Source organism: uncultured Sunxiuqinia sp. (genome assembly GCF_947495665.1).
In the GTDB taxonomy this organism is placed as follows: Bacteria; Bacteroidota; Bacteroidia; order Bacteroidales; family Prolixibacteraceae; genus Sunxiuqinia; species Sunxiuqinia rutila.
In genome coordinates this window covers 58,413-74,429 of the sequence record NZ_CANLZV010000006.1, presented here as the reverse complement: position 1 = coordinate 74,429, position 16,017 = coordinate 58,413, and the positions used below count along the sequence as shown (strand labels likewise).

Sequence of the window (16,017 nt, the reverse complement as noted above, 5' to 3'; positions counted from 1 at the left end):
TTGAGCTTGATTAAGTCTTTATTAATGGGAGGGTGATGGCAATGGTTGTTTCTTTTCCGGGTTCTGACTGAGCTTCAGTTTTTCCTTTATGGTTCTGAATAATGCCATGCACAATGGATAAACCGAGTCCAATTCCGCTGGCTTTTTCTTTAGTCGAGAAAAAGGGTTCAAACACATAAGGCAGGTCGGCTTCGGCAATTCCAACGCCATTGTCAATCACTTCAATCCGGATCGTCTCCGGATCGGGGTTGAGCGTTCGAAGGGTAATCTCGCCGTTTTCACCAACAGCTTCCGAAGCATTGACTAAAATAGCCATGCATGCTTGTTTGATCTGGTTCGGGCTGCAGAAGATCAGGTCTTGTTTGGCCGATAAATCAGCCAAAAAGTGAATATTGGCGATCTTCATAGGGTGGCTCATCAGGGTGGCGGTATCGCGCAAGATTTCGTTCAGGTGTTTAGCTTCAAAGCCTTCCTGATCTTTTTTGGAAAAGTCGAGCAGGCCTTTTACAATATCGCCGCAACGCTTGGTTTCGCTTTCAATCAGTTTCAGGTGTTTGAGCATGTTGTTTACCTTCTCCGGATCGAGCTGGGGGTTGCTCAGCTGCTTGTGAATGAGTTTGGTGTAGATAAGAATGCCGGACAGCGGGTTGTTGATTTCGTGGGCGACGGATAATGAAAGTTTCCCCAGCGAGGCAATGCGTTCAATGTTGATCAGCTCATTCTGTGCCTGCCCCAATTCTTCCGACTTCTTCTGAACTTTATATTCCAGTTGTTGGGACCAATTTTGCAGCTCGGTGTTGGCTGTGTGCAGGTTATCCAGCATTTCGTTGAAGGCGTAAGAAACCATGCGCATGTCGGAGAGCGAATTGGGCTTAATACGCAGGCGGGTGTCTTTGTCGCCTTTGGCCACCTTTTCAGCCGCGCGGATAATCTGGTTCAGAGGCTTTTTTATCTTTTTGTCGGTGAACAGAATTAGAAAAAGGATGAGCAAAATGGTCATCAGTGCTGCCATCAGGAAAAAGTCGGTGGTTGACTCTTGCAGGGCATTATCCAGCTTCTCAAGCGGCATTTTAATCATCAGCGATCCCAGCACTTTTTCATCGGGGCTGTGGGCATGACAGGCCGCCGTATGGCAGGAAGGATCGTTTAAGATGGGAGATTTGATCATTAAATTACGAATGCTGTCATTGTCCGGATTCATGATGCACTCACTTTTGGCCTCAATAATCCGGTAGGATTTCTCTTCTGCCGAAAACATTTGGGCAAAGTCTTCGTGACAGCTGATGCAGTCGGGGTCGCTGTGGTTGGCCGAATTGCTCGAAATGGAAGTATACACCAGGTTGTTGTTGGTGTCGTACATGCTCACATTGTCAATCCCGGACATGTTGTTGATCAGGTCCAGCGTTCGCTGTAGCGAGGCCTGATCATTTTTCAGCATGGCATCGTACAAAGCCCCTTCGACCAAAAAGCCAATGTTGTTGCCGTTTTCACTGATCACCGATTTCATGTAATTTTCATTCACCGACCGGAAAATAATTCCGAAGGAGACAAACAGGAAAAAGGAAGAAATGGCGATGATGAAGATAACCCGTCCGTAGATGGAAGAACGGAATTTGACATAACCATTCACAAGAGGTTTGCCAACGCGTTGTTTTTGTTCTATCTTTTTTAACCAGGGCATGGGTGCAGGCTAAAGTTAGTTACTAGGACGAAGTTAGTTGAAAATTGAAACCAGACTCAATTCTGTATTTTGTTATATAACATCTAAATGATGAAATCCGGTTATTTAAAATCATCAGAAACGGCTAAAGCGATGTGGCATGCACACCGCTCTAAAACCGTTTCCTTTCAAGAAGCACTAAGGCTTAAGCGTATTTTTGGTGGTTGTTTAGGTCAGGAAGTTTTCCTGAAAGTCACGCCATACTTCCGGAGGCAGTTCTGCCAACGGATGGTCGACCAATTCTCCTCCGTCCTGTAAAACCACCTGGCTTGGGTCGGGCAAGTGTTTCATGACTGAAGCCGACAGGAAATCCTTGAAGCGGCTCAGTTCCTGGGCTGCCCAGTTGCTGGCATCTTCGGCTAAAAAGTGGGCGTTGGTGTCAGCTTTCCAGTTCGAGGGTTTGATCTGGTACATCCAGCCTTGACGGTACGGATCTTCGCGCATCAGCCCGGGCTCTTCGGCCAGCAACTCATTCATTTGCTTAATTTCGCCTGAGATGGGAGAGAAAATACGCAGGCTTTTTCCGTTGTGGTTAATTTGCGTGAGCCATTCGCCTTTTTGCACTTTTTCGCCCGGTTGTTTCAGGTGCGTAATGCTTACCTCGCCGGTAAGATGAAGTAGCAAGTCGTCAAGGCCAACTTTTGCCGCTCCGTTTTTTTCGAGGTATGCCCAGCTGTGAAACTTGCTGAAGAAAATTCCATGAGGAATACGAAGCATGCTGGCGGTAATCAGTCTGCCAGTCAGTTGCTCCTGCCCGGAGGTTTTTGATTTTCTGGTCAGCAGCATCCAGAATGGAACCAGTAGGAGGAAAAAGCCAATGATGGCCAGGTATTCGATTCCTTTGGTTGCAAAGATATTGGTGTATGTAAATCCGTCCATGATTGTATATTTTAGGTTGTTAATTCAAACTCGTCAGTTGCCTAATGACTGGCTTTTTGTGCCCACTTGGGCGATTCGTCAAGCACAGGCATCCGGCTGATAACCCAGCGGAAAATCCAAATCTGAATGAGGATGATGGTAATGCTAACCACCACTTCCATCCAGGAGGGGACATAATGTACCGCGGCATCCCAGCGAAACGCAATGATCGATACATTCAAACGGTTCAGAATAATGCCAAGTATGGTGATGATGGCGGCCACCCGGCTCAGCAAAATGCTGGACTTTCGGGAAGCATAGAAAAACAGCGCCATCGGAACAAGGACAAAACCAATCATTTCAAGCAGGAACCAGTAGCCCATGGGTGTGTTGAGCAAATCCCAGTGTTGTCCGTGAATGAAAACCAGGAATTGCATGGCCAGGTAGGCAAACATGGAAAAAGCACAGATTTTTGAAAGGCTTTGCACCAGGCTATTGCGTGATTCGCGGTTCTTGCTGCTGATTTTTCGGAAGAAGACCCGCTGACTGATTGACCCTTCGAAAATAACCATGGATAGGCCGGCAAACACACTGGAAACCAGAAACAGAATGGGAATAAACTCGTTGTACCAGAGCGGGTGAATCTTTTGGCTAGCCATAAGGAACAGAGCGCCTAAACCGGATTGGTGTAAGGTTGAAAGCGTGATTCCGAAAATGACCGCTCCGAGAGTCAGCCCCGATAGTAGCTTGTGGGCACGACGGGCGCCCAGCCATTCGGCTACAGCCGGAGAAAACTCAATGAGCTGAGCCACAATGTAGAGCAGGAAATGCCAGGCTACGAGAAACAGTACCGAGCTGGCTCCAAAGTTATTGCCAATAATCGGGTTGAAGATGTTCCAGGGTTTGCCCAGGTCAAGAACCAGTGCTCCGGCGTAAAACAGGTAAGCCAGAAAGCCGTTCAGCACGGTTACCCGGACAATGGAGTGGAACTTATCCACTTTCAGAATATAAACGATGAAGGTGAGTACATAGGCGCCACCGGCAAAGGCTACGCCGGTAACTACGTTAAAGCCCTTCCACAAGCCCCAGGGGATTTCCTGATTGATGTTGGAAACGGCTCCCAGGCCTTCTGTAAAGCGAATAACAATAAGAGCCAGCCCCACGAGGATGATCGGAATGGAGATCAGGTTAAAAGGTGTCAGCCATTTTCCTCTGGGTTTTAGCTCGTTCATTAAAAAGCGCCAAGTCGATTGATCTTTGGCTGTTTTGGTTAACGGAATTATTGGGCTAGTCATGATTTTCGTCTTTAGTTTTTCTGGATTTAGTAGCTTCGTGAATACCTAGCAGCAGGGTAGGCACAAGGATAAAGACAGAAGGAACACTGTACAGAAAACCCTTGGTAAGTGCCGGATAAGACGAGGGCTGGATACGGGTATCGAAGCCCAGCTCGCCGGGCGCAACTGGGGCCAGGTATAAGTAACCGGTTCCTCCGGCTACGCGTTCTCCGTAGATTGAATCGATATAGAGCTCAGGGATTTCGGCAATTCGGCGGCGGGCTTCAGCGACCAGCTCGCGTCGGGTTCCAAAGAATAAGGCATCGCCACAGGTTTCAACACAAACTGGTTTTTCGCCTTTAATAATCCGGTCGTAACACATGTCGCATTTCTGAATTTTCGGATTGGTGCTTCCGTATTCAAACTTCGGAACATCGAACGGGCACGAAATCATGCAGTAGCGACATCCCATGCATTTATCTTCACGCCAAATGACGGGGCCTTCTTTGGTTTTGTACATGGCCTGCGTGAGGCAGGCTGCGGCGCAGGCCGGCTCGTTGCAATGCATGCACTGGTTTCGTACATAAACTTCGCCCTGGGAGGTTTCGTAGCTGTTGAGGACGCAGCGTTGGTTTTCACTGGTTTTTCGAACGACACCTACTTCCGGCTTGTCGGTTGGTTCGGGTAGACCGTGGGCTTTGGCGCAGGCTTTTTCACAAGCCTGGCAGCCAATGCAGATGCTTGAATCATACAGAATTCCATAAAATTCGGTCTCCTCATCCTCTGACTTTGCCTTGGGCGCTCCCGAAGCATTGACACCGATAATGGTCATGCCGGTTATCGCAATGCTTTTGAAGAATTTTCTACGATCGATTGTCATAACTCTGTTTTTAGGATAGTGATTATAAGCGTTTAGCGTATGGTTTACTTAGAGGTGTCGATGAACTTGGTTTGAAAGTCGTCCCAAACTTCAGGGGCAAGGTCTGCCAAAACGTTATCAGTCAGTTCGCCGCCATCTTGCAAGACCAGGTGTTCAAAGGCCAGGGTGTTGGTGTTGGCTGCATGAGCCAGAAAATCTTTCAGTCGTGTAAATTCATCCTCAAGCCAGTCGCGGTAAGTGTCAACACGAAATAGCAAGCGTACTTCTCTGCTCCAGTTTAAAGGTTCAATCTGATACACCCATCCGTCGGAATAGGGTGCAGTGTTTAACTGAACCGGAGCGTTCAGCAACGATTGGTTTTGCGCTTTGATAACTCCGGAAACAGGAGAGTGAATCTCCAACTGTTTACCCTCGCGGATGATGGTTAGTATTTTTTCGCCTTTACGAATTTCAGTTCCGGGCTCTTTGAGTTTGACTTGTGTCAGAGGTCCGGTGAGGTGTTGCAAAAAGTCATCGATGCCAATTTTAACCAGTCCGTCGCGTTCCATAAAGGCCCAGGTGTGGGTTTTGTCGTAGAACAGGCCGGCTGGAGCCTCAATCGCGTCCTCATTCATGGCAGTTGTTATTTCAATGTCGTCACTTCCAATTTCGGCCAGGTCTTCTTGTTTGGAATGAATAAGCCGGTAAACGAAAAACAGAACAAGTACCAGGGCTGCAGCGAGTATCCATCCTAAGGGCAAGCCTGGAGTGTTGTTCCCGGGTGTAGGTTGTGCGTTGGGCTGAATTAAGGCTTCGATGTTAGCCGTTTTTTCGCGGCTGGAAAGATAGCTGTAACCTGAGGCGGCCAGCAGTTCTTGTCCGTTGTTATTGACCCAGCTCAGGAAATCCAACGCATTTTGCTGGTCTGGTTTTGACACGGCCATGGCATAAATCTCAGTGCTCAGTTCACGAGGGTATTTGCCCAGCCAAACACCACGGGTTAGTGCTTCAGGACTTTGGTAGATGTTTTCAAAGCGGTCCAGGCGTCCATTCCTGTTTTTGTCAATCGGAAGAATACAGATGTTTGAAGCAAATGTGGTGTTGTTTGAAGCGATTACATCCGCCAATTTGCAGAATCCAATGGCCTTTACGTCTTGTTGCATTGCAGCAAGAAGTTCGGCGGCTGAAGAAAACGCCGTTGCCTGAATGTCAGCTGGTGACACTTGAGTGTAACTGGCAAGTTTTGCTCGAATTTGTTCTTGGTCAACCAGATATATTTGAGCAGATTGGCTGGGAGCGCCTTCGAGAACCTGGCTCCAGTTTGAATGCTCCACAATCAGCTGAGCCAGATCTTCGGCATGAATGCCTTGTTGTTGAATTGCCTGAATAAGCGGGTTGTTTGAATGGATAATCGGTACAATAATATCATGGCCGATAATCATTTTCCAGCTGATTTCCTCTGGAATTACCTGAGGCTGATGCGTTGTCAGGTAGAGCTGATCTTCAGTAAGTGCTGTTTCTGAAGTCATTGTGCGGATGGTGATGTCTTTATCTGGATGCTGGTTCTTAAAGTTAGCCACCCAGTCAGAAGTCAGGTTCAGTAGCTCAGGAGAACTAACCAGTTGCAGGCTTGTAGCCTTGGTCTGTTCTCCAGCTTGTTTATCACTCACCACAAAGCCAAAGCCAGCGATGCTGTGCAGTAGAAGTGATAATGTGAAAAAAGTTGCTAAAAAGGTTTTCATAACGTTGATATTAAGTGTGGTTTCTATTTCTACTTAGTCGTAATTGATTGTTAGTCAGTTGTTAGACTGTTTTGCTTCACTATTAGCCAAATAGGATGCCATAAAATAGAACACGCGTAAAGTACAGGTGGTCATGTTGTTATGGGCTTGCGTGTTGTTTGCTTAAACAGAGGGTATTGTTGATATAATCAACAGTTTGCTTTATGGATTTTCTTATTGTGCAGTGAGCTAGTGAGTTGTGTCGAGTGTTGAAAAAATCAATACTGCTGAATAAAACAACACTTTGCGAAGAGAAGTGCTTGAAATTCATTAGAAATAAATGAAATAGGCATCAATTAATTTTTGCATTGGAGTTCAAGTTTGTTCACTTTTCTTGTTTGGAAGAGTCATGATTAATTGCCTGGCATATGTTTTTAAGAGTCGCTAAGTCAGCATTTTCATTATTTTTGTGGCCATGAACAATACTATGGAGCCAAAAACAATTGTGGGTATCGGAAGTGCCCTGGTAGATATTCTGGTTCAACTGGAGGACGACCAGTTGCTGGATGATTTTCAGTTGCCTAAAGGGAGCATGACCTTGGTTGATGCTGGTTTGTCGCAAAAGATACTGGACTCAACTCAGGGCTTGAGTCGCTCAATTGAGACAGGCGGTTCGGCTGCGAACACGTTAAGAGCTATCGCACAACTGGGAGGAAAAGCCGGATTTATCGGAAAAATTGCGAATGATTCGATGGGCCATTTTTTCAAAGATGAATTTGAGAAAAGTCATATTGCGCCGCATCTTTTTTACAGTCAGATTCCAACGGGTAAAGCCGCTACCTTGATTTCACCAGATTCGGAGCGGACATTTGGTACTTACCTGGGAGCTGCCAGTGAGTTGGTGGTGGATGATTTGTCGGAAAATTTGTTTGCGGGTTATGACTTTCTTCATATTGAAGGCTACCTGGTTTTTAATCATGAATTGATTGAGGGAGTCTTGAAGCTCGCGAAAAGTCAGGGACTGAAAATTGCCTTGGACTTGGCAAGTTTCAATGTGGTGGAAGCGAACCTGGATTTTCTGAAACACTTGATAGACCAATATGTGGATGTGGTTTTTGCTAATGAAGAAGAGGCTAAAGCGTACACCGGATTGGAACCCGAAGCAGCTTTAAAGCAAATTGCCTTGCAGTGTGAAGTGGCTGTGGTAAAGGTAGGAAAAGATGGTTCGATGATTCAGGCCGGAGATCAGTACATAAAAGTGGACACGCCTAAAGTGAAAAGTTTGGATACTACAGGAGCAGGGGATGTTTATGCTTCAGGCTTTTTATTTGGGCTGGCGCATGGTTTTTCGCTTGAAAACTGCGGAAACCTGGCTTCGCTGCTGGCCAGTAAGGTAATTCAGGTATTGGGGGCCAAAATTCCGGATGCGGAATGGCCGGGAATATTTGAACAAGTAGAGGGCTGGAAAAACAATTGACTTGCTGAAGTTGAGGATGGGGCGTTTTAGGGATGGCTCCGATTCAGTAAAAAAATAGAAAAAGGCCACGGTTGCTGTCATCCAGACGAGCAGCCGTGGCCTTTCATATTCCGGCGCTATTAAAACAAGCCGTGTATCTGGGCATCAATTTTATCAATCACGCTGCTCAGATCTTCCGGGTTGTTGGTGATGTTAATGTTATCCACATTAATGATCAACAGTTTTCCTGCTTTGTAACGGTTAATCCAGGCCTCGTAACGCTGATTCAGTTGTTTCAGGTAATCCAGGCGGATGGAGTTTTCATAGTCACGTCCCCGTTGTTGAATCTGATTGACCAAGGTGGGCACCGTAGCCCGAAGGTAAATCAGCAAATCGGGTGCTTTTACCAATTGGCTCATCAGTTGAAACAAGGTGGAGTAGTTGTTAAAGTCGCGGGTGGACATTAAGCCCATAGCATGGAGGTTTGGTGCAAAAATTTCGGCATCCTCGTAAATGGTCCGGTCCTGCACGACGGTTTCTCCTGATTTCTGAATGCCCATTACTTGTGAAAACCGACTGTTTAAGAAGTATATTTGCAAGTTGAAAGACCAACGTTGCATGTCTTCGTAGAAGTCGTTCAGATACGGATTTTCATCCACATCCTCATAATGAGGTTTCCAACCATAGTGTTTAGCCAGTAAGCCGGCCAGGGTTGTTTTTCCGGCTCCAATGTTACCTGCAAGTGCGATGTGCATGATATAGTTTTTAAATTATGATTTACAAATTTAGTCTTGCTGTCTGAATTAATAGCCTGTGCTAGATTTTTTCCTGCAGCTCTCTCAGTTCATCCAAATATTGCCGGTTGTTGGCCAACCTTGGAATTTTGTTCTGACCACCTACCTTTCCGCGCTGCTTCATCCACTCGTAGAATAAATTTGGTTTCGCTACCAGTAAATGAGGTTTCTCCAGGGTCAGGTTTTTATGCCGCTTGGCTTCATAATCTGAATTGAGTGTTTTCAGCGAATCGTCGAGTACTTCCATGAAATAATCCAAATCCTCCGGTTTTTGCTCAAACTCGATGATCCACTCGTGGGCTCCTTTTTGATCGTCTTTCATGAAAACTGGTCCGGCCGTGTACTCCTTCACAATTGATCGGGTGCGTTCGGTCGCAATTTTCAGGGCTTGCTCAGCATTGTCAACAATCATTTCTTCACCAAACGCATTGATGAAATGTTTAGTGCGTCCGGTAATTTTAATTTTGAATGGTTTTTTGGAGGTGAATTGAATGGTGTCTCCAATAATGTAGCGCCACAAGCCGCCGTTGGTACTGATAACCAGAGCATAGTTTTTATCCAGCTCGACTTCTGCAAGACTCAGAGTCTTCGGGTTTTCATCGTGCAGATTCTCCATCGGAATAAACTCATAATAAACGCCATAGTCGAGCATCAGCAGCATGTCGCTGCTGTCCGGGTCATCCTGAATGGCAAAAAAGCCTTCCGAAGCGTTGTAGGTTTCCATGTAATTCATGGCCGACGACGGAATAATCTTTTGGTATTGTTCGCGGTAAGGATCAAAGTTGATACCGCCATGAATAAAGACTTCCAGGTTCGGCCAAATATCCAGGATGCTGCTTTTGCCGGTGTGTTGGAGAATGCGGTTGAGCAAAACCAAAAACCAGGATGGAACGCCAGCCAGCGAAGTGACGTTTTCATCCAGCGCTTCGTCAATGATCCGGGCGATTTTCTCCTCAAACTCTTCCAGTAAAGCGACCTGTACGGAAGGGGTACGGATAAATTCGGCCCAGAAAGGCGTGTTTTCAATTAAGATGGCTGAAAGGTCGCCATAGTAGGATTTATTGCTGAAATTATTCACCTGCTGGCTTCCGCCCAGGGTGAGTGTTTTGCCGAACAAAACCCCCGAGTCGGGATTGTTTTTCAGGTAAAGGGCAAAAACATCCTTGGCTCCCCGGTAGTGAACATCTTCAAGCGATTGTTTGCTTACAGGAATAAACTTGCTTTTATCATTGGTGGTTCCTGAAGACTTGGCAAACCATTTGATTTCGCCGGGCCACAGCAGGTTTTTCTCTCCTTGCCGCAGCCGTTCAATGTAAGGGGCAAAATCTTCGTAATAACGAATGGGAACCCGCTCCTTGAATTCTTGTTCGGAACGGATACTTTTAAAATCATATTGTTTCCCGAATTCGGTGTCGCGTGCTTCTTCAAGCAAGTTGAAAAATACTTCCAACTGAACATCAAAGGGGTGCTTTTTAAAAAGATCTATTTGATAGATGCGCTTAAAGTTGATCCAGTTGATGACGGAATTGATAAATGGCATTCGTGTTTTTTTATGGTGTTAAATACTCACGCTTACAGGTTGCTTTTTCTGTAGGAATCAAATTTATCTTTTTTGTTTGAGACTACCTATTGCCTGATCAGCAAAAATATTTTTCTATTTTTACTTCAAATCTTTTCTGAAAAAGAAAAGCAACATTTTGTTTCCTTACTTAAATCGCTCGGCGTGAATTACATTGATATTGTTCTTGCTGTTTTGTTGATACTTGCAGCATTTCGTGGTTTCTATAAAGGTTTTGTGGCCGAAGTGGCGTCGTTGGCTGCCTTAGTATTGGGCGTTTGGGGAGCTATCCACTTTTCGCATTTCACGGCAGACTACATTGTTGAAACGTTCAGTTACCAATCAGATCACCTCGGGCTGGTTTCTTTTTTGGTCACTTTTTTGGTCATTGTTATTCTGGTTCACTTGGTGGGTAAAGCTATTGAAACCATTATTTCGGCTGTTGCCCTGGGTTTTATAAACCGGTTGGCCGGAATTCTTTTTGGCGTAATTAAGTCGGCCTTAATTCTGAGTGTGCTTTTGCTGATTTTTGATGAAGTGGATGAAAACGTAAAAATTCTTCCTAAGGATGTGAAAGAGGAATCACAGATGTATGAGCCGGTGAAAAATTTGTTGCCTACCCTGTTTCCTTTTCTGAACCTGGGCGATGTGGACGAGGGGTTGTTCGAACCGCAAAAACAAAAGGAGCATGAAAAAATGGTTTAATCGCAAAAAACCTTCGTTTGACGAGCTGGAAGAACATGCTTGCCCAAATTGTTCGCATGTGTTTAAAGGGTTTTACTGTCCGAATTGCGGGCAGTCCACCTCCGAGTTTGACCGCCCGGTAGGTTTTGTTTTTTACGATTTTCTGGGCAACTTACTGGCTTTTGATTCCCGTTTTCTTCGCACTTTTCGCGATTTGATTTTCAAACCTGCTTTTCTGACGCAGGAATTTTTTAAAGGACGCCGGGCACGGTATGCTCCTCCTTTCCGTGTTTATATTTTCATGAGTTTTATTTTGTTCCTGCTTCTGCAGGTAATGACCAACAGGGGATTAAATACCGCATTGGAATACTCCATCGCGAAGGAGTGGGAGGCAGCGTCGGCTTCCGATTCGGTGGTTGATGCGAAGCTCGATTCAGTTCAAATTGAGTTGCAGCAGAGCATGGGAGACGAGTCTTCCGTGGCCTTGAATTATGATGATTTGCTGAAGGCTCCCAATGTAAAACAAGGGTTGAACCGCTTAGCCAGTCAGCTGGAACTAGAAGCTGATCGCACCGACGATTTGGCTGAAAAAAAGGAGTTGGCAGATGTTGCGGCCATGCTTCGGTCTCCGGATCAACGGGTTGCTAAGTTTTTGCAATACTTATCTTATGCCTTTTTTGTTTTGCTGCCGGTCTTTGCCTTACTGCTTAGCTTAATTTATGTGCGGCACCACGTTTTTTACGTCCGTCATTTAATTTTTTCCGTGCATCTGCATGCGTTTATTTTCTTTCTGCTCAGCTTGGTCGTAGTTGCTTACCTGCTACTTCCTGATTCGGTTTCTGGTTTTTTTATGTGGCTGTTGCTGCTGATTCCGGTTTATAGTTATTGGTCATTGAAAAAATTTTACGGGCAGACTTACCTGAAAACGCTGGCCAAATTTCTGCTTCTCGGATTTGCTTACCACGCCATCCTACTTGTTGTGTTGGTCTCGGTTTTCATCAATGCCTTGGGCTAGGTTAAGGATGTGCCTGACCGGATCGGAGCTTAAAATATTAAACAGAACCTTCAGCCCTTAACGGTTCATTTTTATATCTTTGCCAAATTTCACAGACCGAATCACTTTTTACTCCTTTCAATTTTTATTGTTTGCTAAAAAGTAGAAGCTGGTCAATTGAAAAAAGTACAGAACATTAATTCAAATAGTTATAGATGAACTTTGTTGAAGAATTAAACTGGCGTGGCATGATTCACGATATCATGCCTGGAACTGAGGAGCAACTAAAAAAAGAACTGACCACGGCCTATGTCGGAATTGATCCGACGGCAGATTCATTGCATATCGGGCACTTAGTTGGTGTGATGATGTTGAAGCACCTTCAGTTAGCCGGGCACAAACCAATTGCATTAATTGGTGGTGCAACAGGAATGATTGGAGACCCTTCGGGCAAGTCGCAGGAGCGTAATTTGCTGGACGAAGAAACCCTTCGTCATAACCAGAATTGTATTAAAGCCCAGTTGAACCGCTTCCTGGATTTTGATTCAGGCGAACCCAATTCGGCTGAATTGGTGAATAACTACGACTGGATGAAAGAATACAGCTTTCTGGAGTTCATTCGTGATATTGGCAAGCATTTGACGGTGAATTACATGATGTCGAAAGACAGTGTGAAGAAACGGTTGGGAGAAGATGCTAAAGTGGGAATGTCTTTTACCGAGTTTTCTTACCAATTGGTGCAAGGAACGGACTTTTTACACCTGTATCGTTCGAAAAATTGCAAACTGCAGATGGGAGGATCAGACCAGTGGGGAAATATTACTACCGGTACTGAGTTGATTCGCCGCAAAGAAAGTGGAGAAGCTTTTGCCTTGACCTGTCCTTTGATTACCAAAGCCGATGGAACCAAATTTGGGAAAACGGAAAGCGGCAATGTGTGGCTGGATGCCAAGCTGACTTCTCCGTATAAGTTTTTCCAGTTCTGGCTGAATACTTCGGATGAGGATGCGGAAAGATACATCAAGATTTTTACGCTGTTAACCCGTGATGAGGTGGCTGATTTGGTTGCTCGCCACAAACAAGCACCACATGAGCGTGAGCTGCAAAAGAAACTGGCCGAGGAGATTACGGTTATGGTTCACTCGCGCGAAGATTATGAGATGGCTGTAGAGGCTTCTCAGATTTTGTTTGGACGCGGAACAGCAGAAAACCTGAAAAAACTGGATGAGCAAACCTTCCTGGCTGTTTTTGAAGGTGTGCCTCAGTTTGTGGTTTCTAAAGCAGAACTTGCCGCGGGAATCAACGTGGTGGACTTGCTGGCCGATACAGCAGCTGTTTTCCCTTCAAAAGGAGAATTGAGACGCACCATTAAAGGAAACGGACTCAGCATTAACAAGGATAAAATTACGGATCAGGAGTTGTCTGTCAACGAAGATTACCTGATTGGTGATAAGTATATTCTGGTTCAGAAAGGAAAGAAAAATTATTATTTGCTGATTGCTGAATAAGCAGAAGGGTGTCTAACAAGTCGGCTTCGTTTTCAACAGTTTCATTTAGTAGAACCTACTAAGTTGTTGAAAGCAAAGGAAACGATTTTTAGACACCCTTTTATTTTGGACTTTTTTGTGCCCGATTTATACAAAACAAAGGGTATATTCGTTTAAAGAAAGATCAAACACCTAAATGTTTATGAGAAGTTTTTTTGATAACCAGAATCTGTTGGCTATTGTCTGGAAATGGAAACTGCACCTGCTTATTGTTGGAGTGGTAACTATTTTGGCAGCCGCTGTCTTTTCTTCCCCTTTGTTTATTCAACCCCTGTTTCAATCGCAGGCGCGGGTTTATCCCACCAATACCAACACGTTTTCAGAGGAGTCTGAGAGTGAGCAAATGTTGGAGATGCTTAATTCTTCGGATTTGAAATGGCAGCTTATTGATGCGTTTGATTTGACTTCCCGCTTTGATATTTCAACCGCTGAGCGTTTTTACCGGACGAAAATCATGGAAGAGTACAATGACCGAATAAGTTGTAAAAAGACCGAGTATGAGTCGATTGAAATTAAGGCACTTGATGCCGAACCGGTGGTGGCCAGCGCCATGGTCGATTCGCTAATCCATTTTTACAACCGCAAGATTTTGACCCTTCACCAGGAAAAGGCGCGCGAAAATGCGGCTACCATTTTAAAACAACTGAAGCGTAAAAGAATTGCGATTGAGGAGGTTTCAGAAAAAATGGAGCCGTTGAGAAAAGAATATGGTTTGCTGGATTATGAGATTCAGGCCGCTCAGGTAACGCAAGGGTATTTGCTGGCCCTGGCTGAGGGAGCCAGCAGTCGTTCGGTGGCTGATATTAAAGAGTTAAAAGCGAACCTGGAAGAACGGGGGGGGGCCTTTTTCCTGCTTCAAAAAGAACTCGCAGGCCTGGAAGCTCAGCGCGATACGCTGGCTAATCGCTACGATAATGCCTTGATTGAGGCGGAAAAGAATTCAACCTACACGATGGTTATTGAAAAGCCATTTCCTGCTGATAAAAAAGCTTACCCCATCCGTTGGTTAATCGTGTTGTTTAGCCTGCTTGCGGTTGAGGCACTGGCCTTACTTACGATTTTTTGTGTTGAAGGAATTCAATTGTCCAGCCGCTAGATGTTGTCTCCAAAATCATTTCGTCTTGTCTTTTTTTACGGGGTTGTTGTTTTGTTTTTAGCACTCAACTTCTACTTTGTGGTTAATCAGCAAAGCCTGTTGATTAATGTATTACCTTTTGCTTTGGCCTTTGTGCTCACAGCCTTTATGCGGATGGATAACTTATTGCTGCTGGTGGCTTTCTTAACACCTTTGTCATTACCGTTGCACGATTTGGTTGAAGGCCTGCCTTTTGATATGTATTTGCCCACCGAGCCTTTGCTGTTTGGTGTGTTGATCTTGTTTATCTTTCAGGTTGCCAGGCAGCAAACCTTTGATAAGCGTATCCTCAGGCATCCGGTTTCACTGGCTCTGTATTTTTATCTGGGCTGGATGCTGCTGACCTCGTTAAGCAGTAGCATGCCGGTGGTTTCCTTAAAATACTGGTTGTCGAAGCTTTGGTTTTTGATCGCGTTTTACTTTTTGGGCTTTTTGCTCTTTCAGAAAAAAACGAACATTTATCGTTTTGCAGGGCTTTATTGCAGTGCTTTTGTGTTGGTCATTTACTATGCGTGGTCCCGGCATTTTGCCTTGGGTTTTCACAATGTTCAAGCGGCCCATTTTGTTATGAACCCTTTTTACAAAGATCACACCTCGTATGGTGCCATGTTGGCCTTTTTCATTCCTTTTTTGCTTGGCGTTACCTTATTTAAGGGCTACCGGAAAGGGTTTCGCAAGATGGCTGCTTTGGCTTTACTTTTATTTTCGGCAGCTTTGCTGTTGTCCTACAGCCGGGCTGCGTGGTTGAGCTTGGGGGCTGCAGCAGTTGTTTGGGCTATTCTGAAGCTGCGCATTCGCTTTCGTCCGTTGTTGATTACCGGCTTAACTACCCTTGCGCTGATACTGACTTTTCAGACTCAGCTGCTCAGCATGCTGGAACGCAATGATCAGGAGTCTTCGGCTAACTTAATGGCGCATGTTTCGTCGATGACCAATGTGTCCAGCGATGCCTCCAATCTGGAGCGGATCAATCGGTGGAGTTGCGCGATGCGTATGTTTGAAGAAAGGCCGGTGTCGGGTTGGGGACCCGGAACTTACATGTTTCAATATGCCCCCTTTCAGTTAACCAGGCACCGGACAATTATAAGCACCAACTCGGCCAATCGCGGAAATGCGCACAGCGAGTACCTGGGGATTTTAGCTGAATCGGGTTTCATCGGGCTGATCAGTCTGTTGGTGTTGATTACAGTGGTGCTTTACACCGGAATTCATGCTTATTCCCGGGCATCAGACAAGGAAACACGGATGCTTACTTTATGCACATTGCTGGGGTTGGTCACTTACCTGGTTCATGGTACCTTAAACAACTTTTTGGATACCGACAAGGTGGCTGTGCCCTTTTGGGCTTTTGTTGCTATTTTGGTTGTGCTAGACGGGAAAACCAAAGAACAGCAAGCTGAATTGACTGGAAAATAAA

The 16,017-nt window shown here is 45.3% G+C and carries 13 protein-coding genes; 6 read left to right on the top strand and 7 right to left on the bottom strand.

Annotated elements, in window-relative coordinates; all coding sequences use genetic code 11:
* Positions 1-10: 10 nt before the first annotated feature.
* The 5 genes from Q1A18_RS09300 to Q1A18_RS09280 all read right to left on the bottom strand — a co-directional run bounded on the left by Q1A18_RS09300 (position 11) and on the right by Q1A18_RS09280 (position 6,453).
* Positions 11-1,681, bottom strand: a complete 1,671-nt coding sequence (locus Q1A18_RS09300; protein WP_299578811.1) for an ATP-binding protein — start codon at positions 1,679-1,681, stop codon at positions 11-13.
* Positions 1,682-1,888: 207 nt separating this feature from the next.
* Positions 1,889-2,599, bottom strand: a complete 711-nt coding sequence (locus tag Q1A18_RS09295) for a hypothetical protein (protein ID WP_299578809.1) — start codon at positions 2,597-2,599, stop codon at positions 1,889-1,891.
* Positions 2,600-2,640: 41 nt separating this feature from the next.
* Entirely contained in the window at positions 2,641-3,873 is a 1,233-nt protein-coding gene (nrfD, locus tag Q1A18_RS09290) for an NrfD/PsrC family molybdoenzyme membrane anchor subunit (protein ID WP_299578808.1), read from the bottom strand.
* A complete protein-coding gene (locus tag Q1A18_RS09285; RefSeq protein WP_299578806.1) occupies positions 3,866-4,732 on the bottom strand; it encodes a 4Fe-4S dicluster domain-containing protein in 867 nt (288 codons plus the stop codon). Before Q1A18_RS09285 ends, nrfD begins: the two co-directional genes overlap by 8 nt.
* Before the next feature lie 44 nt (positions 4,733-4,776).
* Positions 4,777-6,453, bottom strand: a complete 1,677-nt coding sequence (locus Q1A18_RS09280; RefSeq protein ID WP_299578804.1) for a hypothetical protein — start codon at positions 6,451-6,453, stop codon at positions 4,777-4,779.
* Between the two features lie 454 nt (positions 6,454-6,907).
* Here Q1A18_RS09280 and Q1A18_RS09275 point away from each other — a divergent pair, with 454 nt between their 5' ends.
* On the top strand, positions 6,908-7,909 hold the full coding sequence (locus Q1A18_RS09275) for an adenosine kinase (protein ID WP_299578802.1): 1,002 nt from the start codon (positions 6,908-6,910) through the stop codon (positions 7,907-7,909).
* 119 nt (positions 7,910-8,028) lie between these two features.
* Here Q1A18_RS09275 and Q1A18_RS09270 read toward each other — a convergent pair whose 3' ends face one another.
* Both Q1A18_RS09270 and Q1A18_RS09265 read right to left on the bottom strand, forming a co-directional pair.
* Complete coding sequence (locus Q1A18_RS09270) at positions 8,029-8,643, bottom strand: deoxynucleoside kinase (protein WP_299578800.1); 615 nt, start codon at positions 8,641-8,643, stop codon at positions 8,029-8,031.
* A gap of 61 nt (positions 8,644-8,704) precedes the next feature.
* The gene (locus Q1A18_RS09265; RefSeq protein ID WP_299578797.1) at positions 8,705-10,222 is read right to left on the bottom strand and encodes a GH3 auxin-responsive promoter family protein; all 1,518 of its coding nucleotides are present in this window, start codon (positions 10,220-10,222) and stop codon (positions 8,705-8,707) included.
* A gap of 183 nt (positions 10,223-10,405) precedes the next feature.
* On the opposite strand from Q1A18_RS09265, the gene Q1A18_RS09260 reads away from it, so the two are divergent.
* From Q1A18_RS09260 to Q1A18_RS09240, 5 genes are all read left to right on the top strand, one after another.
* Positions 10,406-10,945 carry a CvpA family protein gene (locus Q1A18_RS09260; RefSeq protein ID WP_299578796.1) on the top strand — a complete coding sequence of 180 codons (540 nt, stop codon included), beginning with the start codon at positions 10,406-10,408 and terminating at the stop codon, positions 10,943-10,945.
* Positions 10,929-11,939: a DUF3667 domain-containing protein gene (locus tag Q1A18_RS09255; protein ID WP_299578794.1), complete on the top strand. Its 1,011-nt coding sequence runs from the start codon at positions 10,929-10,931 to the stop codon at positions 11,937-11,939. Before Q1A18_RS09260 ends, Q1A18_RS09255 begins: the two co-directional genes overlap by 17 nt.
* 194 nt (positions 11,940-12,133) lie before the next feature.
* Entirely contained in the window at positions 12,134-13,426 is a 1,293-nt protein-coding gene (gene tyrS / locus Q1A18_RS09250; RefSeq protein WP_299578792.1) for a tyrosine--tRNA ligase, read from the top strand.
* 181 nt (positions 13,427-13,607) lie between these two features.
* Positions 13,608-14,561, top strand: coding sequence for a Wzz/FepE/Etk N-terminal domain-containing protein (locus Q1A18_RS09245; RefSeq protein ID WP_299578790.1), 954 nt, complete (start codon positions 13,608-13,610; stop codon positions 14,559-14,561).
* Between the two features lie 78 nt (positions 14,562-14,639).
* Positions 14,640-16,016, top strand: coding sequence for an O-antigen ligase family protein (locus tag Q1A18_RS09240; protein ID WP_299578788.1), 1,377 nt, complete (start codon positions 14,640-14,642; stop codon positions 16,014-16,016).
* Position 16,017 lies beyond the last annotated feature (1 nt).